Raw genomic sequence first — 21,666 nt, forward strand, 5'->3', positions numbered from 1 at the left:
AAACCCGCGCATCTATAAAGCTTTGTTTTTGGGAAAGCGACCCTGTTGTCACAGTAGATTGGGCTTTTTACGTGACAAATCAGCAGCCGGCAGGCTATTGCCCGTCACAAAACGCCGCTTGGCGATCGCGGAAAGACGGGAAGAACGCTCTTGCAAGCCACGGCCTATCTCTGCCTCGTTATCGCTACCCTCTGCTGGGGCGGCAACTCCGTCGCCGGCAAGCTCGCAGTCGGGCATATCAGCCCGATGATGCTGACCTTTCTGCGCTGGTTTATCGCCCTGGCGCTGATCGCCCTGATCTCGGTACCGCAGCTCAAGAGAGACTGGCCGGTGGTCCGGAAGAACCTGCCGCTGCTGTTCTTCTACGGCGTCATCGGCTACACGCTTTTCAACGCCATGCTTTATTCGGCCGTGCAATATACGACGGCGATCAATGTCGCCATCGAGCAGGCCGGCATTCCGATGCTGATCTTCCTGTTGAATTTCATGTTCTTCCGCACCGGCATCTCGCTGGCGCAATGTCTCGGCTTCGGCATGACGCTGATCGGCGTCGCACTGACCGCCGCTCACGGCGACCTGACGACGCTGCTGCAACTAAGCCTCAACCGCGGCGACGGGCTGATGTTGATCGCCATTGCCGCCTACTCGGTCTACACGATCTTCCTGCGCTGGAAGCCGCCGCTCGACTGGCGCACGCTGATGGCGTTCCCGGCACTCGGCGCCATGCTGACCTCGGTGCCGCTGCTTCTTTGGGAAGCCGGCCGGGGTGCCGCGCAATGGCCGGATCAGGCCGGCTGGCTCATCACGTTCTACACGGCGACCTTCCCGTCGCTGCTGGCGCAGATCCTCTATATCAAGGGTGTCGAGGCGATCGGCGCGAATCGGGCCGGGCTGTTCATCAATCTCGTGCCGGTGTTCGGAACTTTGCTCTCCGTCGCCCTGATCGGCGAGAGGCTGCAGTCTTTCCACATGATCGCGCTGGCCCTAACCTTGGGCGGCATCGCCATCGCCGAAAAAGGCCGGCCGAAAGCTTCGGCTCCTACCGTTCCGGCCTCACCTGTGGATTAGAGGCTTTCCTGATCAGGAAGGCTCTAACCAAGCTCCAGCGTCGTCACGCCGAAGACGTGCTTCAGCGGAATGGCCGGCGCCGGTCCGCGATACATGCGCGTCGTCTCGAACACCGGTTGAAGGCCGAGGCCCTCGGCAAGCGCCACCGCCTCATGATTCTCCGCGGGGATATCGATGAAAACAGCAGCCCCTTTCGCTTCGGGGATCAATTCGGTAAGCAGGGCTGCGGCGTTGTCGGCATCGTTGGCAAAGAGCGGCCCGATCTTGTAACCCTCGTAGCAGCGGCGGATCGTGCCGTAACCGCGGATCTTTCCGCTCTTGCGCACCACAGCCGAGCGACGGCCTTTGCGACCGGTGCACCAGGCGGCAAGGAAGGCATCCCGCGGCTGCGGAAAGACCGCCGAATCATAACGCTGCAGGCCTTCGAGACGCGAATCCATGACCGGGTGCGCGGCAAGCGCCGAGACCGGCAAGGTGGTGGCGACGCCGCCGTAGCGAATTGTGGAATAGGCGGGTTCGAAGCCGGCCTTGCGGTAGTTGTCCTGCTGTGCGGCGACGCCGTCGAGACCGATTGTGCGGTCCCCCGCGCTGGCAATACCCGTTTCCCAAATCGCCTTGCCGTAACCCTTGCCCCGGAAATCGGGATGGACGATGTAGAGGCCCAGGAAGGCGAAACTCTCGCCGTATTTGACGACCGAGATCGAACCGACCGGGACTTCACCGATGGCGCCGACGAAAAATCCCGACGGATCAGCCTCGATGAATGCAAGCGAATCGTCGAGGCCCGGGTTCCAGCCCTCCTGACGCGCCCATTCGAGCACGAGCTCGAGTTCGCCGGGCCGCATTGAACGAACGGCAAATTCCGAATTCATGCGACTTTCCCAGATTGAATGTCCCGCAAGTCCATCCCGGCAACGGCAAAGCAATTGTCAGGTCCCCAGTTCCCCGATTGCACCTGCGAATGATGGAGAGCCGCGCCCATGATCTTGACCACGCGTATAATCATTTTTCGATGCAATGCAGAAAGCTTCGTTTCCGCATTAGCATGAAACAATGCCGATGCAAGCTCAAGAAAATTACTTGCGCGCCAATTATCTTCCCGCAGCCGCGAAAGCGCGGCGGCGGCCCCACTGACGGATCACCGGGCCGTTCCGCCCATCGCGGTCTTCTGCTTTTCGATCCCGCCCACGGGTGAGAAAAGACGAGCCGTCTCGGCCGCCGGGGCGGGATAACCGAACGCGTAGCCCTGCAGGCCATCGCAGCCGAGTTCAGCCAGGACGACGGCATGCGCCTCGGTCTCGATGCCCTCGGCGATCACCTCGACATCGAGCGCCTTGGCGATTTCCACGATGGAACCCACCACGCGTCGCTGCTCGGCGGAATTGACGACTTCGGCGATGAGCTGCCGGTCGATCTTCAGCCGCTTCGGCCTGAGCTTGACGAGACCGATGAGCGAGGCATGGCCGGATCCGAAATCATCGATCTCGATGTCGATGCCCATCTGTTTGATATCGCCGATATGGTCGAGCAGTTTTTCGTCGCTGTCGTCGAGGAAAATCGTCTCGACCAATTCGAAAACGATCGCGCCGGGCGGAATGTCGAGTTTCCTCAGTTTGCCGAGCAACGTCGGATCGGCAAGGCGCGACGCCGAGATATTGACGGCGATGCGCGGAACCGCAAAGCCGCGCAACAGCCAGAACAGCCGGTCTTCGAGAACACCTTTGAGGATCGCCGCGTCGATTTCCGCCGCAAGCCCGTGCTCGTCGGCGATCTTCAGGAATATCCCCGGGGCGAGCACGCCCTTCTCCGGATGTTTCCAGCGCGCCAGGGCCTCGAAGCCGATGACTTCCCGCGTCCGGGCGTCGAGCTGCACCTGATAATAGGGAACGATCTCGCCGCGCTCCAGCCCGAGCTTCAGCCCTTCGGCGAGGCGACGCTTGGCGCGCAGATCCTCCTGCAGTTGCCGCGTGAAGAATTCGACGCGGTTGCGCCCGAGCTTCTTGGCCTGGTAGAGCGCGAGATCCGATTCGGCAAGCAGGTTACGCGCCCGCCGATCGCCGCTCCAGGAAACGCCGATAGAGGCGCCGGATTGCAGCATCTCCTGACCGAAGCGGATCTTCTTCCGCAGCCGGCGCTGAAGGTCGTCGGTAATCAGTTTCAGCTCAGTGAGATCGCTGAAATTGACCAGCACGATGACGAACTCGTCGCCGCCGACGCGGGCGACCATGCCATTTGCGGGAATGGCGGCGGTAATGCGAAGGGCTGCGGCCCTTAGAACCGCGTCGCCTGCGGCATGACCGTGACTGTCGTTGATCTGCTTGAACTGGTCGAGATCGAGATGCAGGACGCCGAGCGTCGTGATGCTTCTGTCCGCCGGCAGCTCTGTGAGCCGCTTGTCGAGGAGGCGCCGGTTCGGCAAGCCGGTGAGATAATCGTGATCGGCAACATGCTCGATACGCGCATTGCTTTCCTCGAGCGCCAGCGCCCGCGCCTCTGCCACCATTTTCTCCCGCGCCAGTTCCGCGTTGAGCAGGACGTCGGCGGTGACATCCCATTCGGCGCCGATGAAGGAAGGCAACCCCTCCGCATCCACGTAGAAATGTGCGCGCGAACGCAGATGGCGGATCTCGCCGCCGGGCAGCACGATCCGAAATTGCGAATTGTAGGCGCCCCTTGTCGCAATCGCCTCGTCGAAGTCGCGTTCGGCCTGCTCGCGATCGTCGGGATGGATGGCGTTCGACCAAAGCAATGCCGGCACCAGACGGCAGGTCTCGCCAGTCTCGTAAAGACGGTGCATCTGCGCATCCCACAAGATCCCGTCCTGCTCGATGCTGTGCTCCCAGACACCGATCTGGGATGCATCGAGAGCGAGTTCGAGCCGGCGCAGAAGATCCTGAAACTCTCGTTCGGATCGTGTGGTTTTGTTTTCTGGCAACGCGGTCTGAGCCTTGGAAACATGCATAACAGCAATATGGTCTCAGGCCGGCATTAATGAAGGCTTTTTCCAATAACCGAATTCGTGACTAGGTGAACTGTTGGTTACGGCCTTCTCCTTTTGGATCATGGCCCTGGCAGTCTCCTACAGCTTGGATCAGTGGTTGTGCCGCGGCGGTTTTTTGGCGATCTGGCGGAATTCCGCCGCGCCCTCCAGAACCGCACCGTCCGACAGTTGTGTCACCGAGCGGCGGTAGATCTGCTGCCACGGCGTCGCATCGGCCGGCACCGGCGGGATACCCTCGCCCTTGCGCCGATCGATCTCGGTCTCGTCGACCAGCATGTCGCAGCGCCCGTGGTTGAAATCGATGCGGATAATGTCGCCGGTGCGAAGCCAGGCGAGACCGCCGCCGGCAGCACTCTCAGGCGAAGCGTTGAGGATCGACGGGCTGTCCGCCGTGCCCGATTGGCGGCCATCGCCGATCGTCGGCAGGCTGCTGATGCCGCGCTTCAGTAGGTGATCCGGCGGCTGCATGTTGACGACCTCAGCCGAACCCGGCCAGCCGAGGGGCCCGGCGCCGCGGATGACCAGGATGGTATTCTCGTCGATGCCGAGTTCAGGATCGTTGATGCGCCGGTGATAGTCCTCCGACCCTTCAAAGACTACCGCCCTGCCCTCGAAGACGCCTTCGCGCCCCGGCTCCTGAAGGTAGCGCCGGCGGAAATCCTCCGAGACGACGCTCATCTTCATGATCGCGAAATCGAAGAGATTGCCCTTGAGAACAAGGAAGCCGGCTCGCTCCTTCAGCGGCGTCTGGAATGGCCGGATAACCTCGCGGTCGCGCGCTTCCTTGCCCTTCAGGTTCTCGGCCATCGTCCTGCCGGTCACGCTACGACAGTCGCCATCGAGCTTTCCGGCCTGCAGCAGTTCCCACATGATCGCCGGCGTGCCGCCGGCGCGATGAAAGCGCTCGCCGAGATAGGCGCCCGCCGGCTGGACATTGGCCAGCAGCGGGATATCGAAGCCGTGCACCTGCCAGTCGTCGGGATGGAGTTCGACGCCGGCATGTTTCGCCATCGCCGCCAGATGCGGCTGGGCGTTGGTCGAGCCGCCGATCGCCGAATTGGTACGGATGGCATTGAGGAAAGCCGCCCGCGTCAGAATATCCGACGGCTTCAGATCTTCAAAGACGATCTCGACGGCGCGCCGCCCGGTGCGATAGGCCATCTGGCCGCGCTCGCGGTAGGCAGCCGGAATGGCGCCGCAGCCGGTCAGCGACAGGCCGAGTGCCTCGGCAAGCGCGTTCATCGTCGAAGCCGTGCCCATCGTATTGCAGTGGCCGACGGAGGGAGCCGAATCGAGTGCCGCCTGCAGGAACTCTTCCCGATCGATCTCGCCTGCCGCATATTTCCGCCGCATCCGCCAGATGACCGTGCCGGAGCCCGCCAGTTCCCCCTCGTGCCAGCCGTCGAGCATCGGGCCGCCGGAGAGCACGATCGCCGGAATATCGACCGTCGAAGCAGCCATGATCGCCGAAGGCGTGGTCTTGTCGCAGCCGGTCGTCAGCACGACGCCGTCGAGCGGATAGCCATAGAGGATTTCGACGAGCCCGAGATAGGCGAGGTTGCGGTCGAGTGCCGCCGTCGGGCGTTTGCAGTTCTCGAAGATCGGATGTGTCGGAAATTCGATCGGAATGCCGCCGGCATCGCGAATGCCGTCGCGCACGCGCTTGGCAAGCTCGACATGCACCCTGTTGCAGGGCGTGAGATCGCTGCCGCTCTGGGCAATGCCGATGATCGGCTTGCCGGAACGCAGCTCTTCCGGCGTGATGCCGTAATTCATGAAACGCTCGAGATAGAGCGCCGCCATGTCGATATGGTCAGGATTGTCGAACCAATCCTGCGAACGCAGACGCCGCTTTGGAGAGTGGCTGTCGGTCACCTCTTGCCTCCCGGCCGGGCATTCTTCTCTTCGAGATGCAGGAGCAGGCCGCTGTGATCTCTTTCGCCATTGCCGTTTGCGACGAATTCGCTGAATTCGGCGTGCACCGCCGCAGTCAGCGGCAGCGTCAGCGACAGGCTGTTGGCCGTCTCCATGGCAGCGTTCAGATCCTTCAGCTGGTTGCTGGACGAACCGCCGGGTGTAAACTGCCGCTCGACCATGCGCTTGCCGTGGAGCTCAAGGATACGGCTCTCGGCAAAGCCACCGCGAATGGCGTCTCGGAAAGCTGCCGGCGAGCCGCCGCCTGCCGCAATCAGCATCATCGCTTCGGCGACGGCGCCGATCGTCACCGCGACGATCTGCTGGTTGGCAAGCTTGGCAAGCTGGCCCGCCCCGCTGGGGCCGACGCGGGTCACGCGCCCCATCGGCGCAAACACATCCGCAAGCTTCTCGATCACCTCCTGGTCACCGCCCGCCATGATCGCCAGCGTACCGGCATCGGCCCCGACGACACCGCCGGAAACCGGCGCATCGACATGTGCGATGCCGCATTCGGCAAGCCTGGCAGAATGGTCGCGGGCAAAATGCGGGGCGATCGAACTCATATCGATAACGGTGGCGCCCGCCGCCATCGCAGCCGCCGCTCCGCGGTCGAACAGCACGTCCTTCACCGCCTCGGCATTGGTCAGCATGGTGATGACGACGTCGGCGCCCGAAACGGCATCGACCGGCGTTTCCGCAAGGACCGCGCCGTCTCCCGTCAGAGCCTCGGCCTTGCTCAGATCGCGATTCCAGACGGTGACAGCAAAGCCCGCGCCAAGCAGCCGGCGCGCCATCGGCGCCCCCATCAGTCCGGTGCCGAGAAAGGCGATCCGCCTGCCGTCATGACCTCTGCTCGAAGCTGTCATTCAGTCCTCCCAACTGTTGTTCGTCTTTGATAACCCCCTCACCCATCGTTGCAACCGTTTTGATGACGCATCGGCCCGAAAACGATACGGGCGAGAACCGAAGTTCCCGCCCGATTTACTCGACAAAGGAAGGTTGAATTCCGTTTATTCCGCCGCGAGCCGGATGACCTCCGCCTCTTCTTCCTTGTGTTCGTCCGGCTTGTGCTGGACGAGCGGACGGTTGCCCGTCAGCCGCCGCAGCAGCACGTAGAAGACAGGCGTCATGAAGATGCCGAAGAAGGTCACGCCGATCATGCCCGAGAAGACCGCGACACCCATGGCCGCGCGCATCTCGGCGCCGGCGCCGGTGGAGACGACGAGCGGCACGACACCCATGATGAAGGCGAGCGAGGTCATCAGGATCGGGCGAAGACGAAGGCGGCTGGCCTCGACCGCGGCCTGCCGCGGCGTCCTGCCCTCGAACTCCAGTTCGCGGGCGAATTCCACGATCAGGATCGCGTTCTTCGCCGATAGACCGACCAGCACCACAAGACCGATCTGGGTGAAGATATTGTTGTCTCCACCGGTGAGCCAGACGCCCGTCAGCGCGGCCAGCACACCCATCGGCACGATCATGATGATCGCAAGCGGCAGGGTCAGGCTTTCATACTGGGCGGCCAGCACCAGGAAGACGAGCAGCAGGGCTAGAGGGAACACGACGATGCTCGAATTGCCGGCAAGGATCTGCTGATAGGTCAGATCCGTCCATTCGAAGTCGATGCCTGCAGGCAGGGTCTCGTGAAGGATCTTCTCGATTGCCGCCTGCGCCTGGCCGGACGAGAAGCCCGGTGCCGGACCACCGTTGATATCGGCAGCGAGGAAGCCGTTATAGCGGTTCGCACGCTCCGGGCCGGTGCTCGGCTCCACCTTCAGCAGGGCCGACAGCGGGATCATCTCACCCGATGCCGAACGGACCTTCAACTGGCCGATATCTTCCGGCTGGGCGCGGAATTTCGCATCGGCCTGCACCCGGACGCTGTAGGTGCGGCCGAAAGCGTTGAAATCGTTCACATAGAGCGAACCGAGATAGATCTGCAGCGTCTGGAAGACGTCGGTGACCGAAACCCCAAGCTGCTCGGCCTTGGCGCGATCGAGATCGGCATAGAGCTGCGGCACGTTGATCTGGAAGCTGGAGAACAGCCCGGCGAGCTCAGGCGTCTGATAGGCCTTGGCAAGAACCGCCTTGGTCGCCTCGTCGAGCGCCTGGTTGCCGAGGCCGGCCCGATCCTCGATCTGTAGCTTGAAGCCGCCCGTCGTGCCGAGACCATTGACCGGCGGCGGCGGGAACATGGCGATGAAGGCATCCTGGATGACACCGAATTTCTGGTTCAGCGCCATCGCGATGGCGCCGCCTGCGAGATCCGGCGTCTTTCGCTCCTCGAAGTCCTTCAGCGTCACGAAGACGATGCCGGCATTGGACGAGTTGGTGAAGCCGTTGATCGACAGGCCCGGGAAGGCGATCGCATTGGCAACGCCCGGCTGCGCCAGCGCGATGTCGGTCATCCGCTTGATGACATCTTCCGTGCGGTCGAGGCTTGCGGCATCCGGCAACTGGGCGAAGCCGATCAGATACTGCTTGTCCTGAGACGGCACGAAGCCGCCGGGGACCGTCGTGAACAGGCTGTAGGTCGCACCGACCAGCGCCAGATAGATCACCATGACGATGCTCTTGCGCGACAGCAAGCCGCCCACGCCCTTGCCGTAGGCATTCGAGCCCGCGCCGAAGACACGGTTGAAGCCACGGAAGAACCAGCCGAAGATGGCATCCATGAACCGCGTCAGCCAGTCCTTCGGCTCATGATGGCCTTTCAGCAGAAGGGCCGCCAGCGCCGGCGACAGCGTCAGCGAGTTGAAGGCCGAAATGACGGTCGAGATCGCGATCGTCAGCGCGAACTGGCGATAGAACTGGCCGGACAGGCCGGAGATGAAGGCGAGCGGCACGAAAACCGCGACGAGCACCAGCGCGATCGCGACGATCGGACCGGAGACTTCCCTCATCGCCTTGTAGGTCGCAGCCCGCGGCGACAGCCCCTGTTCGATATTGCGCTCGACGTTTTCAACCACCACGATCGCATCGTCGACGACGATACCGATTGCGAGCACCAGCCCGAACAGACTGAGCGCGTTGATCGAGAAGCCGAAGACATACATGACCGCGAAGGTGCCGATGATCGAGACCGGAACCGCAATCAGCGGGATGATCGAGGCGCGCCATGTCTGCAGGAACAGGATGACGACCAGGACGACGAGCGCGATGGCTTCGAGCAGCGTGTCGATGACCTTCTCGATCGAGGCGCGCACGAATTTCGTCGTATCATAGACGATCTCGTATTTGACGCCCTGAGGCATGCCTAGCTGCAGCTGATCCATGGTGGCGCGCACATTGTCGGCGATTTCGATGGCGTTCGAACCGGGCGCCTGAAGCACGGCCACAGCGACGGCCGGCTTGCCGTCGAGCAGCGAACGCAGCGTATAGTCGGCAGCGCCGAGCTCGATGCGGGCAACATCGCGAAGGCGGGTGATCTCACCACTGGCGCCCGTCTTGACGATGATGGCGCCGAACTCCTCGGGCGTGCGCAGGCGACCCTGGGCGTTGACGTTGAGCTGCAGATCGACACCCGGCTGGCTCGGCGATGCGCCGATGATGCCGGCGGCGGCCTGGACGTTCTGGGAGCTGATCGCGTTGCTGATGTCGCTGGCGGCGAGATTATGCTCGGCCGCCTTCTGCGGGTCGATCCAGACGCGCATCGAATAATCGCCGGCGCCGAAGACCTGCACCTGACCGACGCCTGCAATGCGGGCGAGCCGGTCCTTGATATTCAGAGTCGCGTAGTTGCGAAGATAGGTGATGTCGTGATTATCGCCGTCGGAGACGAGGTTGACGACCATGATGAAGTTGGGCGAACTCTTGACCGTCGTGATGCCGAGCGAACGAACTTCCGCCGGCAGACGCGGCTCGGCCTGGCTGACGCGGTTCTGCACGAGCTGCTGCGCCTTGTCGGGGTCAGTGCCGAGCTGGAAGGTGACGGTCACGTTGAGGACGCCGTCCGACGTCGCCTGGCTGGACATGTAGAGCATGCCCTCGACGCCGTTGATCTGCTCTTCGAGCGGTGTGGCCACCGTTTCGGCGATGACCGACGGGTTGGCGCCGGGATAGGTGGCGCGCACGACGATCGACGGCGGCACGACCTCCGGATATTCGGAAATCGGCAGCGCGCGCAGGCCGATCAGGCCGGCAACCACGATGAGGACCGAAAGAACGCCGGCAAAGACCGGGCGGTCGACAAAGAATCTGGAGATGTTCATATCAAAGCCCTCTCCGGGGTGAACATGGATGCAACGTCCCTCTCCGGCGGTTTGGGAGCCGCCGGCGGGTCATATCATTTCGGGTATTGGCCTTCCCCCGCGGGGGAAGGCGAAGCCTTATTGAGCGGTCGCGACCTTCTCTTCCATCTGAGGCACGACGATTGCGCCTGGACGGATGCGCTGCAGACCGTTGACGACGATCTTTTCGCCGGCGTTCAGGCCGCTTTCGACCACCCGCTGACCGTCGGCCAGTGTGCCGAGCTGAACCTGCCGGTAGGCGACCTTGTTCTCGCTGTCGACGACGAAGACGAACTTCTTGTCCTGGTCGGTGCCGACGGCACGATCGTTGATGACGATCTTGTTCTCGGCCTTCGGCTGGCCCATGCGCACCCGCACGAACTGGCCGGGGATGAGACGCCCGCCCGGATTATCGAAGACGGCGCGCACACCGATCGTGCCGCTCGAGGCATCGACCTCGTTGTCGATCAGCTGCAGCTTGCCTTTGATCGGCGTGCCGTTGTCGGCGAGCGTGCCGACCTCGACCGGGATCTGCTCGACCGGCGGCAGAGCGCTGTCTGTCTGCGGGAGTTGGGCAAGCGCGCGTGTCACCATCTCTTCGCTGGCGTTGAAGCTCGCATAGATCGGATCGACCGAAACCAGCGTCGTCAGCGCCGGCGAGGTCGAGCCGGCCGCAACGAGGTTACCCGCGGTCACCTCGATTTTGCCGATGCGGCCGGACACCGGAGCCCGCACTGCAGTGTAATCGAGATCGAGCTGAGCCGACTGCAATGCGGCCTGCGCCGAACGCAGTCCCGCCTGCGCCTCGGCCAGCGTGCTCTGCCGCTGATCGAGATCACTCTGGGAGATGGTGCGGTTGTCGGAAAGCCGGCGGCCGCGATCGAGTTCGGTCTGCGCCAGGCTGACCTTGGCTTCGGCCGAAGCGACCTGGCCCTGCGCCTGCGCCACGCTCGCCTGATAGGGAGCCGGGTCGATGGTGAAGAGCAGGTCGCCCTGCTTCACCAGCGCCCCTTCGCGGAAGGCCACCGCCAGGATGGCACCGGCAACGCGGGAACGCACCTGCACCCGGTCGACCGCTTCGAGACGGCCGGAGAAACTTTCCCAGGCGGTCACGTCACGCGCCGCAACGACAGCAACCGTCACCGGCACAGCGGGAGCCTGCGCAGGGGCGGAAGCCGCCGTGGCGGTCGTGCTCATCGGCAATTCGAAAAACAATGCGGAAACGGACGCAACAATGCCTAAGCCGGCGCCCACCAGGGCCCAGCGCTTACTTCTGGACGTCATCAGTGCTCTCCTTGCGGCCCCCAGGCCGCCGAAATATCAGATCTTCTTCAATGCAATTGCGGTTGGACGCTTACGTCTCGAAGGAAGCTTCCGAAATGGCGGCTGACGTTTTCCTGCCAGTCGGGCGTTCCGTCGGATTTCCCACCATAAATCGAGGGCCAGCCTGTCCCGGCGGGAAAGACATGCTGGCGCACACCGACACCGGCCTTTTTGAGGCGGGCACCGTAACCAATCGTTTCGTCGTGCAGAGGATCGTCCTCCGCGGTGAAGATCAGCGCCGGCGCGACGCCTGAGATACGCGAACAGAGGCAAGGCGCCGCATAGGGGTGGCAGCCGCCGCCGCTCAGATAATGGCTCCAGCCTTCCGTCCAGCGCCGGCGCATGCCGATGGCATCAGCCTTGCGGATCGACGACGTGCCCATGAACGGATCAAGCAGCGGCGAAATCAGCACTTGGCCGTCGAGCGCATCCGGCATCTGGTCGCGCGCCTTCAGCGCCACGCCGGCGGCAACATTGCCGCCTGCTTCTTCGCCGGCGACGAAGAGCAGCGACTTGCGGTCGCCAAGACCGGCACGTTTATTGGCGAGATAGCTGAATACCGAGAAGGCGACTTCCAGCGCCTGCGGAAAGAGATTGCCGGACAGGCTGCTGTAATCGGCGGCGACGACGATGGCGCCTGATTTGGCGAGACTCATGGCCACTGGCCGGTCGACGTTCTTATCGCTGTCGAGAAACGCGCCGCCATGCAGGTAAAGCACGATGGGTGGACCCTTGCCGTAATCGGCGCCCTGGTAGATGCGTGCGGAAACGGGGCCGATGGCCACCTTATCCAGCATCATATCTTTCCATTCCACCGTCATGCTTCCGGTCTCTTTTGCCTCAGCCACAAGCAGACAACGCCTGCCGCTTGCATTTTGTACAAAAAAGATATTGTTATTCCAATCAAGGAATAAGAAGCTATATCGCGATAACACTGTTCCAGATCTCGAACAATGCTGCAACGCAAACTGCGGATTTCAAACCGATGGATCAGCTCTCGGCAATGCGCGTCTTCATTCGCGTGGTGGAGACGGGCAATTTCACCCGCGCCGCCGACATGCTCGCCATGCCCAAGGCGACAGTAACCAATCTCATCCAGGGGCTCGAAGCGCATCTGCGCACCAAGCTTCTGAACCGTACCACGCGCCGGGTGATGGTAACCACCGACGGCGCGCTTTATTACGAACGCGCCGCCCAGATTATTTCAGAGCTGGAGGAACTCGACGGCAGCCTCTCCAATTCGCAGAGCCTGCCGAGCGGGCGGCTGCGCGTCGAGATGGCCGGCGCTTTCGCCGATTGGATCGTCGTTCCGGCACTCTGCGATTTTTATCAGCGTTATCCCGATATCCGCATCGACCTTGGTGTCGGCGACCGGACGGTCGATTATCTTGCGGAAAATGTCGACTGCGCGCTGCGGGCCGGCACGCCGGCCGACCAGTCGCTGATCGCGCGCCGTGTTTCCGAAGTTGAGATGATCACCTGTGCTTCACCGAGCTATATCCAGAAATTCGGCATGCCCGAGCGGCCGGAGGATCTTGAGGCCGATCATTACTCCGTCAACTATTTCCGCGCCCAGAACAACCGAACGCTGCCCTTCGAATTTCGTCGGAACAACGAGGCGATCGAGACCAGTCCGCGTTACATCGCCTCGGTCAACGATAGCCGTACCTATCTGATGGCGGCACTGACCGGTCTTGGCATCGCGCAGGTGCCGATCTTCATGGCGCGTGAGCCGATGGCAAAGGGTGAACTTGTCCGCGTGCTCCCGGACTGGCGCCGCGATCCGCTGCCGCTCTACGTCGTCTACCCCCCGAACCGCCACCTCAGCAACAAGGTCCGCGTCTTTGTCGACTGGCTGGTGAAGCTTCTGGTGGAAGCGAGACTGAACGACTTCTGAGCGCCAAAAAATGCGGCCCGGAAGGCAGGGAAACCTTCAACGGACCGCAATGTGCAACTTTGAACATCAAAGCCTGTCGCACCGCGAAGGGCGCGGCAGGCTCTGGAGGTTCGGAAAGAACGGCAGGGAATTCCACTCTTTCGCGATAAAATAGATATACGTACTCCCCGCAGGATTGTAAGCAGAAATCCCGCAAGCCCGTTCACATAATTGCGATCACGGCGCCTCCGTCAGATCACGCCGCCATTGGCACGCAGCGTCTGACCATTGATCCAGCCGCCGTCAGGGCCGGCGAGGAAGGCCACCGCAGCGGCGATGTCCTCGGGCTTGCCGAGGCGCTCCAGCGGATTCATCTTCGCCGTGCGGGAGACGAGTTCCTCCGACTTGCCATCGAGGAAAAGATCGGTGGCGACGGGACCGGGCGCGATGGCGTTGACGGTGATGTCGCGGCCGCGCATCTCCTTGGCCATGATCGCCGTCAACGTTTCCACCGCAGCCTTGGTGGCGGCATAGACTCCGTAGGTTTCGAGCTTCAGCCCGACGACTGACGTGGAGAAATTGATGATCCGGCCGCCGTCGCGCAAGCGCTTGGCGGCCTCGCGCAGCGTATTGAAGGTGCCCTTGAGGTTGACGCTGATCTGGCGGTCGAAATTGGCATCATCGGCCTCGGCGAGCGAGGAGAGCTTCATGATGCCGGCATTGTTGACGAGCACATCGATACCGCCAAAGGCGGTTTCCGCGGCATCGAACATGCGGCGGACGGCTTGCGGATCACTGACATCGGCTTTCTCAGTCAGCGCCTTGCCGCCAGCCTGCTCGATCTCCCGAGCGAGTTCCTCGGCCGGCGCCGCGTTGCCGGAATAATTGATGACGATGGTAAAACCGTCCCTGGCGAGACGCTGGGCGACGGCCGCGCCGATGCCGCGGGAAGCGCCGGTCACCAGCGCTACCTTGCCGTTTTGTTTGGAAGTCATTGTCCTTCTCCTTCATTGCGTTTCGATGAGGAGAAGATATGTCTTTTCCTTCCACGGATAATCAGCCATTCTTCGCCATCACTATCCGGGAATAGCGAACAAACAGATGGACAGATTCGATGCCATGCGGGTGTTTTGCCGTGTCGTGGAACGCTGCAGCTTCACGCTTGCCGCCGAAGACACCAGCCTGCCGCGCTCGACCGTCACCGATGCTGTGAAGCAACTCGAGGCTCGCCTCGGCGTGCGCCTGCTCCAGCGCACCACACGCCATGTCAGCCCGACGCTCGACGGCGAAGCCTACTACCAGCGCTGCCTGTCGATCCTTGGAGATATCGAAGATGCTGAAGGCGCCTTTGCCGGGGCCAAGCCAAAGGGGATGCTGCGGGTCGATGTGCATGGCACCCTTGCCCGCCATTTCGTGCTGCCGAGCCTGCCATCCTTCCTGGAGACTTATCCCGATATCGAATTCCACATGAGCGAAGGCGACCGGCTGGTCGACCTGGTGCGCGAAGGCATCGATTGCGTGCTGCGCGTCGGCACGCCCGGGGATAGCGACATGATCATCAGGCGCGTTGCCATGCTCGACGAGATCACCCTCGCCTCGCCCGCCTATATCGATGCCCATGGCCTGCCGCAGCATCCGGACCGGCTTACCGGCCACCGCATGGTCGGCTTCCGCTCCACCGGCACTGGCAGCCCGCTGCCGCTTGAATTCATCGTCGACGGCGTGGTTCGCGAGATCACCATTCCCGCCACCGTCACCGTCAACGCCGCCGAAACTTATATTTCGGCGGCGAGGATGGGCCTCGGCATGATCCAGATCCCGCGGTATCACGCCGAAAAAGATCTTGCCGAGGGAACGCTGATCCATGTGCTTGAGGATTTTCCGCTGACCCCGACGCCGGTTTCCCTGCTCTATCCGCGCAACCGCCAGCTTTCGCCGCGCGTGCGCGTCTTCATCGACTGGCTGGTGCAGGTCTTCGCTCGACAAAAGGCGGAAAACGCGCTTTGCTAATATGAGCGTTTGGGGGAACGGCCATGGCACTCAACGATATCACCGTCTACCAGACGGAAGATGGCTTCGTCGTCGAATTCGGCGGCGAAGGCGTAGACAGCATTGCCGTGACGCTGCGAAGCACGCCGGAACTGACCCCGGAAAACGCCGTCTCGCGGGCCAAGGCCCTGCTTGCGGCGGCAATCGAACCCGCCCATGGCGACGGCGCGCGCGGCAAGGACCCCGCTTTGCTCGAAGAAGAGCTGGAGGAGGGTCTGGAAGACTCCTTCCCGGCCAGCGATCCGGTCTCGGTCACATCATCCTCGATCCCGATGCGCGATCCGAATGCCGGCCGTTGATGCCCCGGCGCAAAGCGAGCGACGGTTTTGGGATGACGGCCGCCGCACCGAATGTTATCTGCCTCGGGCATGACCGACGGTGGAATGACTTCAGGCGCGATCGGCGCGGGCGCGCTTGCCGGCGAAGACCTCAGGGCGTTTTTCGAGCGCGACGCGATCGCTGTTGCCCGTAATCTGCTCGGCTGCCATCTCACAGTCAACGGTGCCGGCGGCCGGATCACCGAGACGGAAGCCTATTTCCCCGATGACGAGGCCTCGCACAGCTTCCGCGGGCCGACCAAGCGCAACGGCGCCATGTACGGGCGGCCCGGCAATGTCTACATCTACCGCATTTACGGCATGTACTGGTGCCTGAACTTTGTCTGCCATCCGGGCTCGGCGGTGCTGATCCGGGCGCTGGAGCCGGAAACGGAAATCCCTTTGATGATGGAGCGGCGCGGCACCGATATGCTGACGGCGCTCTGTAGCGGCCCCGGCAAACTCTGCCAGGCGCTCGGCGTCGATATCGACATCAACGACCGGCTGCTCGACCGCCCGCCTTACGCGCTCACGCCCTCCGCGCCTGTGCCTGTCGTCTCGGGAAAACGCATCGGCATCACGAAAAATGCCGAAGCACCTTGGCGCTTCGGCATTCAGGGGTCGCGTTATCATAGCAAGCCGTTTCGCTAAAGCAATTCCAGCAAAAGTGCGAAGCGGTTTGGCGTCCGGAATTGCGGGAACGCTTAAATTTCATTCCATGACGGCGCTGTGGTCGACGGCAGGCGCCGCCTTCGGCTTGCGCAGCAGCAGCACCAGCGGAATGACGGCGAGCGACATCAGCATCAAGAGCTTGAAATCGTCCATATAGGCGATGATCGTCGATTGCAGCGTGATGATCTCGTTGAGCGAGGCGCGTCCGGCCGCCGTCAGCGGGCTCAGCCCCTGCGCCGCTACCGCGTTGAAGGCATGATTGAACGGCGTCACATAGGAGGCGATCGACTCATGATTGCTCTGCGTATTCTCGACGATCAGCGCCGAGACGATCGAAATGCCGACCGCCGAACCGATGTTGCGCGACAGATTGTAGAGGCCGGTGCCGTCGCCGCGCATATGGGCGGGCAGCGTGGCGAAAGCGATCGTCGTCAGCGGCACAAAGAGAAAGCCGAGACCGGCGCCCTGGATGAAGCCGACTGAGATGATCGTCCACTGCGAAACATCGGGCGTCCAACCGGTCATGTCGTACATCGCCCAAGCGGTCAGGCCGAGGCCGAGCACCAGCAGCAATCGCGTATCGACCTTGCCGATCAGCCGTCCGACAATAAACATGCAGAGCATGGTGCCGAGCCCGCGCGGCCCCATGACGATGCCGGCGGTGATGACGGGATAACCCATCAGCGTCTGCAGATAGGGGGTCATCAGCGCCAGCGAGGCGAGGTAGGTGACGCCGACCACGAAGATGAAGATCATGCTGACCGAGAAATTCTGGTCGAGAAACAGCTTCGGATTGACGAAGGATTTCTCTGCCGTCAGCGTGTGCACCAGAAGCAGATAGAAGGCCGCGGCGCAGATAATCGCTTCGAGCATGATCTCGCCGGAGGAAAACCAGTCGAGCTGCTCACCGCGGTCGAGGAAGAGCTGCAGCGCGGCGATGAACAGGCTCATCATCCCAAAGCCGAACCAGTCGAGTTTGGCGAGCGCATCCCTCTTCGTTTCCGAAACGAAGACGACGATACCGGCGAAAGCAAGCGCGCCGATCGGCACGTTGATATAAAACACCCAGCGCCAGCTGATATTGTCGGTCAGCCAGCCGCCGATGACAGGTCCAAGGACCGGCCCGACCATCACCGAGACGCCGAAAAGCGCCATGGCCGAACCGCGCTCCTCGACGCTATAGATATCGAGAAGAATGCCCTGGGAAAGCGGCACCAGCGACGCGCCGAACAGGCCCTGCAACAGGCGGAAGGCGACGATCTGGTTCAGCGATTGCGCCAGGCCGCAGAGCACCGAGGCGACCACGAAGCCGGCGATGGCGACGAGCAGTACGCGCTTGCGGCCGAACTTGGCGGCAAGGAAGCCCGACGGCGGCGTCATGATCGCCGCCGCGACGATATAGGAGGTGAGCACCCAGTTGATCTGGTCGGCGGACGCGGACACGCTGCCCTGGATATAGGGCAGCGCCACGTTGGCAATCGTCGTGTCCAGCGCCTGCATGATGACGGCGAGAATGACGCAAGCCGTGATCGCCCCGCGATTGGCAACCGGGGTCGCGGGGGATGCGGAAGCGTTACTCATGGTCCTTGCCCTGAGGCCGGCCCAGAAGCTTGTTGACGAAATCGGGCAGTCCGCGGGCATGGCCGGTTTCGACGTCGACCACCGTGCTCATGCCGACGCGGAGCGGCGGCTTGCCAGCGGTATCCTCGATGCTGACGCGCATCGGAATGCGCTGCACGACCTTCACCCAGTTGCCCGTGGTGTTTTGCGCCGGCAGCAGCGAGAAGCTGGAGCCTGAGGCCGGACTGATGCTCTCGATCTTGCCCTTCCACATCACGCCCGGATAGGTGTCGACATAGATCTCAGCCGTCTGGCCGGGCTTGACATAGGTGAGTTCGGTTTCCTTCGGGCTGGCCGCGATCCAGAGATGATCGGTGGCGACAAGCGAGAAGGCCTGCTGCGACGCCTGCAGGTAGGAGCCGACCTGCAGCGCATTGACATTGGTGACGATGCCGTCGAACGGCGCCTTGACGACGCTGTGGTCGAGTTCGCGTTGGGCGTTGTCGACATTCGACTTGGCTTGCAGGTAGAGCGGGTTCTCTTCGATCGGTTGATCGGCGCTGCCGCCGAGCTGGGCAAGCGTCGTTGCGGCTTCCGCCTTGGCAACGGTGACCTTCTGTTGAGCCGCCTCGAGATTGTGCTTGGCCTCGTCATAGGCCGATTGCGTCGCGCTGCCGTTGTTGACGAGGTTCTGCTGCCGGTCGAACTGATCCTGGTAATAAGGTAGATCGGCTTGCGCCTGCGTGATCTCGGCGAGCGACTGCTGATAGCTGGCCTTGAGGCTCATGATTTGGTTGCGCTGTACGCCGAGCTGCGCCTTGGCGCCATCGAGCGCGATCTTGCAGGAATCAGCCCTGAGGCTGAAGAGCACCTGCCCCGCCTTGACGGCCTCGTTCTCATGCACGTCGATCTTCTCGACGATGCCCGAGACATCGGTGGTGAGCCCGACCATATCGGCCTGGATATAGGCGTTGTCGGTCGACATCACCTGGCCGCCATTGACGTAATAATAGCCGCCGACGACCAGCGCCAACGGCAGCAGGGCAAACAGGATCGGCCGCGTGAGACTGCGCCGGCGGCGGACCTTGTTGCCGCCAGGCGCAGCCACGGCGGTAGCCGGCGCTGAATTGGATGAAGGCGCTTCGGCTACCGTTTCCTGCTGTTTGGCTTGGTTTTCTCCGACAGGTGTCTTGGTATTGGCGTCGGCAACGACGCGGAGGGGGGATTGATCAGCCATCGTTCAACTCATTCTCGTCGACCGGGCTCCGGCATGCCTGAACCAGGTTCGTCTTCATTACCGATAGGATGTGAAAAAGCTGCTCGCGCTGCTCGGCCGTAATGCTTTGCAACGCTTCCGCGCGGGTGGTGTCGCCTAGCTCCCGCATTTCGGCGAGGAGCGGATGCGCCTCGTCGCGCATGTAAAGCAGCCAGATGCGTCGGTCGGTCGGATGCTGGCGGCGCTCGATCAACCCGCGTTCGGCGAGCTTGTCGAGGATGCGCACCAGCGTGATCGGTTCGACTTCGAGGATTTCAGCAAGACCGCCCTGATGGATGCCCTCGTTATTCGAGAGGTAAGCCAGCGTCTGCCACTGCGACCGAGTGAGCCCAAGGCATTTCGCGCGCTGCTCGAACCGCTTGCGCAGCAGCCGTGCGACGTCGTGGAGAAGGAAACCGAGGGTCGGAGTAGCGTTCATGAAAACCTGTGACCGTTATTTATAAGCATACTTATAATATCGGTAGATATATTGAGCATGCCGAAGGCGCAAGGGCATGGTCGCAGGAATTCGCAGGCGCAGCCAAAATGCCGCAGCTGCGGCCAGGAGGCTCGCAATCGTCCTCTCTTGCCGGTGCAGGACTTCCGTCCAGTGGCCGCAGCCCGGCCTCGGCCCTAGTTTCGGGCAGAGGTCGCCTCCGCCGGAGGTGCGCAGGAGGGCTCGATGGCGTTCTTCGAAAGCATGCTGACGCTGCTCTTGGTGGCGATTGTCTTCCTGCAATTCTCCAGGAAATTCCGCATCCCCTATCCGACAATGCTGGCGATCGCCGGCATCATCGTCGCCGCCGTGCCCTGGGCGCCCGAGGTCGCGATCGATCCCCAGCTGGCACTGGCGCTGCTGATCGCGCCGGTGCTTTTCGACGCCGCCTATGATCTGCCGCCGCGGACATTGCGACGTAACTGGCTGCCGCTCTTCTCGCTTGCTGCTATCGCCGTGATCCTGACGGCCGCAGCCGTCGCCGCCGTCTGCGTGACCATGGCCGGCCTGCCGCTTGCCGCAGCCGTGGCCGTTGGCGCCATCGTCGCGCCGCCGGATGCTGCGGCGGCAACCGCCATGCTCGACCGCTTCGACCTGCCGCGCCAGACCTATGTGATCCTCAAGGGCGAAAGCCTGCTCAACGATGCCGTGGCGCTGCTGATCTTCAGCGCCGCAGTAGCGGCCGCCGCAAGCCCCGCCTTCTTTGCCAGTGTCCTGGCGCAGCTGGCGCTCGCCGTGCCGGGCGGCATCATCCTCGGTTATCTCCTCGGCCGTCTCTACATGGTCGTCGGGTTGAAGCTCGCCGGCACGCTCGGCGGTACCCTGCTCGAATTCGTGGCCACCTTCGGCACGTGGATCATCGCCGAGCGGCTGCACCTTTCAGCCATTCTGGCGATCGTGGTCTATGCCATGGTGATCGCCCGCTACATGCCCGAGCGGCAGACGGCCCGCCACCGCATTCATTCCTATTCGGTCTGGGAAGCCGCAGTCTTCCTGCTCAACGTGCTCGCCTTCCTGCTGATGGGCCTGCAGGTCCGGCAGATCGTCCTCGACCTCGATCCCGGCCGGCTGAGTTTCGCCATCACCTTGGCCGCCGCGGTCTTCATCACCGTCATCGTCACCCGCCTGGCCTGGGTGCTGTTCTATAACCGCGTCGTCACCTTCCTCGCCAAGCGCGGCTATACCAAACAGGCCGTTCCCACCTTCGCGACCAGCCTGCTTGCCGGCTGGTGCGGCATGCGCGGCCTCGTCACGCTGGCGACTGCGCTCGCTCTGCCGATCGACTTCCCCGATCGCGACATTATCCTGCTCAGTGCACTTGCCGTCGTTCTCGGCACGCTCATCGTCCAGGGCCTGACGCTCGGACCGCTGATCCACTTGCTGAAATTCGAGCCGGATACCTCGCTCGACCGCGACCTCACCAGAGCCCGGGTCGCGTTGATCGATGCGGCACTTGCCAAACTTGCCGACGGCGAGGACAAATCCACCCGCATCCTGCGCGACGTCTACACCTCCGAGCGTGAGATCGCCGCCGACGGCAAACACCCGCGCGAAGTCAGCAGGCTCGACAAGCAGCGCCGCAGCGTCATCGCCGCCAAACGCCGCAAACTGGCAGCAATGCGCCGTGCCGACGAAATCGACGACGATGTCTTCCATATGCTGGAACAGGAACTCGATTGGGCCGAACTCGCCGTCCTGCCGCCCGGCCGCGACGAGATCGTCGAGAGCTGACCTCATTCATGAAGTTTTGATGGATTTCGGAACCGCAGCCAATTGGCATTTGCTATTTTTCGCCGCTGCCGTTTATATCCACTTTCATAGCGTTACCATTTTTCCGATGTGCATTGCGTGCCGGCCTTCCTCTTCGAGGATTGGACGCCGGGAGAAAGCACGAGGGCCGAGG

17 protein-coding genes are annotated in these 21,666 nt (G+C 62.5%); 6 read left to right on the forward strand and 11 right to left on the reverse strand.

Annotation, left to right across the window (positions count from 1 at the left end; all coding sequences use genetic code 11):
• Window positions 1-150: 150 nt before the first annotated feature.
• Window positions 151-1,068 carry a DMT family transporter gene (locus tag RLEG4DRAFT_RS28135; RefSeq protein ID WP_003581881.1) on the forward strand — a complete coding sequence of 306 codons (918 nt, stop codon included), beginning with the start codon at window positions 151-153 and terminating at the stop codon, window positions 1,066-1,068.
• 23 nt (window positions 1,069-1,091) lie between these two features.
• On the opposite strand, the gene RLEG4DRAFT_RS28140 is transcribed toward RLEG4DRAFT_RS28135, so the two are convergent.
• From RLEG4DRAFT_RS28140 to RLEG4DRAFT_RS28170, 7 genes are all read right to left on the reverse strand, one after another.
• Window positions 1,092-1,940 (reverse strand): GNAT family N-acetyltransferase, encoded by an 849-nt coding sequence (locus RLEG4DRAFT_RS28140; protein WP_003581882.1) that lies wholly within the window; start codon window positions 1,938-1,940, stop codon window positions 1,092-1,094.
• Between the two features lie 266 nt (window positions 1,941-2,206).
• On the reverse strand, window positions 2,207-4,030 hold the full coding sequence (locus RLEG4DRAFT_RS28145; protein WP_003581883.1) for a putative bifunctional diguanylate cyclase/phosphodiesterase: 1,824 nt from the start codon (window positions 4,028-4,030) through the stop codon (window positions 2,207-2,209).
• A gap of 129 nt (window positions 4,031-4,159) precedes the next feature.
• On the reverse strand, window positions 4,160-5,944 hold the full coding sequence (locus RLEG4DRAFT_RS28150; protein WP_003581884.1) for an IlvD/Edd family dehydratase: 1,785 nt from the start codon (window positions 5,942-5,944) through the stop codon (window positions 4,160-4,162).
• Complete coding sequence (locus RLEG4DRAFT_RS28155; RefSeq protein WP_003581885.1) at window positions 5,941-6,852, reverse strand: NAD(P)-dependent oxidoreductase; 912 nt, start codon at window positions 6,850-6,852, stop codon at window positions 5,941-5,943. The genes RLEG4DRAFT_RS28150 and RLEG4DRAFT_RS28155 overlap by 4 nt, the downstream gene beginning before the upstream one ends.
• A gap of 144 nt (window positions 6,853-6,996) precedes the next feature.
• A complete protein-coding gene (locus tag RLEG4DRAFT_RS28160) occupies window positions 6,997-10,197 on the reverse strand; it encodes an efflux RND transporter permease subunit (protein WP_003581887.1) in 3,201 nt (1,066 codons plus the stop codon).
• Window positions 10,198-10,314: 117 nt separating this feature from the next.
• Window positions 10,315-11,499 carry an efflux RND transporter periplasmic adaptor subunit gene (locus RLEG4DRAFT_RS28165; protein ID WP_003581888.1) on the reverse strand — a complete coding sequence of 395 codons (1,185 nt, stop codon included), beginning with the start codon at window positions 11,497-11,499 and terminating at the stop codon, window positions 10,315-10,317.
• 47 nt (window positions 11,500-11,546) lie between these two features.
• Entirely contained in the window at window positions 11,547-12,359 is an 813-nt protein-coding gene (locus RLEG4DRAFT_RS28170; protein ID WP_003581889.1) for an alpha/beta hydrolase, read from the reverse strand.
• 164 nt (window positions 12,360-12,523) lie between these two features.
• Between RLEG4DRAFT_RS28170 and RLEG4DRAFT_RS28175 the strand changes: the two genes are divergently transcribed.
• Entirely contained in the window at window positions 12,524-13,435 is a 912-nt protein-coding gene (locus RLEG4DRAFT_RS28175) for a LysR family transcriptional regulator (RefSeq protein WP_003581890.1), read from the forward strand.
• Window positions 13,436-13,665: 230 nt separating this feature from the next.
• On the opposite strand, the gene RLEG4DRAFT_RS28180 is transcribed toward RLEG4DRAFT_RS28175, so the two are convergent.
• Window positions 13,666-14,409: an SDR family oxidoreductase gene (locus RLEG4DRAFT_RS28180; protein WP_003581891.1), complete on the reverse strand. Its 744-nt coding sequence runs from the start codon at window positions 14,407-14,409 to the stop codon at window positions 13,666-13,668.
• A 106-nt stretch (window positions 14,410-14,515) separates the two neighbouring features.
• Between RLEG4DRAFT_RS28180 and RLEG4DRAFT_RS28185 the strand changes: the two genes are divergently transcribed.
• Genes RLEG4DRAFT_RS28185 through RLEG4DRAFT_RS28195 form a run of 3 tightly spaced genes read left to right on the forward strand, consistent with a single transcriptional unit; the run spans window position 14,516 to window position 16,431 of the window.
• A complete protein-coding gene (locus RLEG4DRAFT_RS28185; RefSeq protein ID WP_003581892.1) occupies window positions 14,516-15,424 on the forward strand; it encodes a LysR family transcriptional regulator in 909 nt (302 codons plus the stop codon).
• Window positions 15,425-15,447: 23 nt separating this feature from the next.
• A complete protein-coding gene (locus RLEG4DRAFT_RS28190; RefSeq protein ID WP_003566069.1) occupies window positions 15,448-15,762 on the forward strand; it encodes a hypothetical protein in 315 nt (104 codons plus the stop codon).
• A 51-nt stretch (window positions 15,763-15,813) separates the two neighbouring features.
• Complete coding sequence (locus tag RLEG4DRAFT_RS28195) at window positions 15,814-16,431, forward strand: DNA-3-methyladenine glycosylase (RefSeq protein ID WP_085061948.1); 618 nt, start codon at window positions 15,814-15,816, stop codon at window positions 16,429-16,431.
• 60 nt (window positions 16,432-16,491) lie between these two features.
• Here the strand turns inward: RLEG4DRAFT_RS28195 and RLEG4DRAFT_RS28200 are convergent, their stop codons facing one another.
• The 3 genes from RLEG4DRAFT_RS28200 to RLEG4DRAFT_RS28210 are packed head-to-tail and all read right to left on the reverse strand — an operon-like array spanning window position 16,492 to window position 19,706.
• Entirely contained in the window at window positions 16,492-18,033 is a 1,542-nt protein-coding gene (locus RLEG4DRAFT_RS28200; protein ID WP_003581894.1) for a DHA2 family efflux MFS transporter permease subunit, read from the reverse strand.
• A complete protein-coding gene (locus RLEG4DRAFT_RS28205) occupies window positions 18,026-19,249 on the reverse strand; it encodes an HlyD family secretion protein (RefSeq protein WP_003581895.1) in 1,224 nt (407 codons plus the stop codon). Before RLEG4DRAFT_RS28205 ends, RLEG4DRAFT_RS28200 begins: the two co-directional genes overlap by 8 nt.
• On the reverse strand, window positions 19,242-19,706 hold the full coding sequence (locus RLEG4DRAFT_RS28210) for a MarR family winged helix-turn-helix transcriptional regulator (protein WP_003581897.1): 465 nt from the start codon (window positions 19,704-19,706) through the stop codon (window positions 19,242-19,244). Before RLEG4DRAFT_RS28210 ends, RLEG4DRAFT_RS28205 begins: the two co-directional genes overlap by 8 nt.
• Before the next feature lie 243 nt (window positions 19,707-19,949).
• On the opposite strand from RLEG4DRAFT_RS28210, the gene RLEG4DRAFT_RS28215 reads away from it, so the two are divergent.
• On the forward strand, window positions 19,950-21,494 hold the full coding sequence (locus tag RLEG4DRAFT_RS28215; RefSeq protein ID WP_003581899.1) for a cation:proton antiporter: 1,545 nt from the start codon (window positions 19,950-19,952) through the stop codon (window positions 21,492-21,494).
• Window positions 21,495-21,666 lie beyond the last annotated feature (172 nt).

The sequence above is a fragment of the Rhizobium leguminosarum bv. trifolii WSM2297 genome (genome assembly GCF_000271845.1).

Bases quoted from the DNA above. Each gene is read 5' to 3' on its own strand.
- RLEG4DRAFT_RS28140 (WP_003581882.1), bottom strand. From the start codon at position 1,940: ATGAATTCGGAATTTGCCGTTCGTTCAATGCGGCCCGGCGAACTCGAG.
- RLEG4DRAFT_RS28145 (WP_003581883.1), bottom strand. From the start codon at position 4,030: ATGCATGTTTCCAAGGCTCAGACCGCGTTGCCAGAAAACAAAACCACA.
- RLEG4DRAFT_RS28155 (WP_003581885.1), bottom strand. From the start codon at position 6,852: ATGACAGCTTCGAGCAGAGGTCATGACGGCAGGCGGATCGCCTTTCTC.
- RLEG4DRAFT_RS28160 (WP_003581887.1), bottom strand. From the start codon at position 10,197: ATGAACATCTCCAGATTCTTTGTCGACCGCCCGGTCTTTGCCGGCGTT.
- RLEG4DRAFT_RS28165 (WP_003581888.1), bottom strand. From the start codon at position 11,499: ATGACGTCCAGAAGTAAGCGCTGGGCCCTGGTGGGCGCCGGCTTAGGC.
- RLEG4DRAFT_RS28170 (WP_003581889.1), bottom strand. From the start codon at position 12,359: ATGACGGTGGAATGGAAAGATATGATGCTGGATAAGGTGGCCATCGGC.
- RLEG4DRAFT_RS28175 (WP_003581890.1), top strand. From the start codon at position 12,524: ATGGATCAGCTCTCGGCAATGCGCGTCTTCATTCGCGTGGTGGAGACG.
- RLEG4DRAFT_RS28180 (WP_003581891.1), bottom strand. From the start codon at position 14,409: ATGACTTCCAAACAAAACGGCAAGGTAGCGCTGGTGACCGGCGCTTCC.
- RLEG4DRAFT_RS28185 (WP_003581892.1), top strand. From the start codon at position 14,516: ATGGACAGATTCGATGCCATGCGGGTGTTTTGCCGTGTCGTGGAACGC.
- RLEG4DRAFT_RS28190 (WP_003566069.1), top strand. From the start codon at position 15,448: ATGGCACTCAACGATATCACCGTCTACCAGACGGAAGATGGCTTCGTC.
- RLEG4DRAFT_RS28195 (WP_085061948.1), top strand. From the start codon at position 15,814: ATGTTATCTGCCTCGGGCATGACCGACGGTGGAATGACTTCAGGCGCG.
- RLEG4DRAFT_RS28200 (WP_003581894.1), bottom strand. From the start codon at position 18,033: ATGAGTAACGCTTCCGCATCCCCCGCGACCCCGGTTGCCAATCGCGGG.
- RLEG4DRAFT_RS28205 (WP_003581895.1), bottom strand. From the start codon at position 19,249: ATGGCTGATCAATCCCCCCTCCGCGTCGTTGCCGACGCCAATACCAAG.
- RLEG4DRAFT_RS28210 (WP_003581897.1), bottom strand. From the start codon at position 19,706: ATGAACGCTACTCCGACCCTCGGTTTCCTTCTCCACGACGTCGCACGG.
- RLEG4DRAFT_RS28215 (WP_003581899.1), top strand. From the start codon at position 19,950: ATGGCGTTCTTCGAAAGCATGCTGACGCTGCTCTTGGTGGCGATTGTC.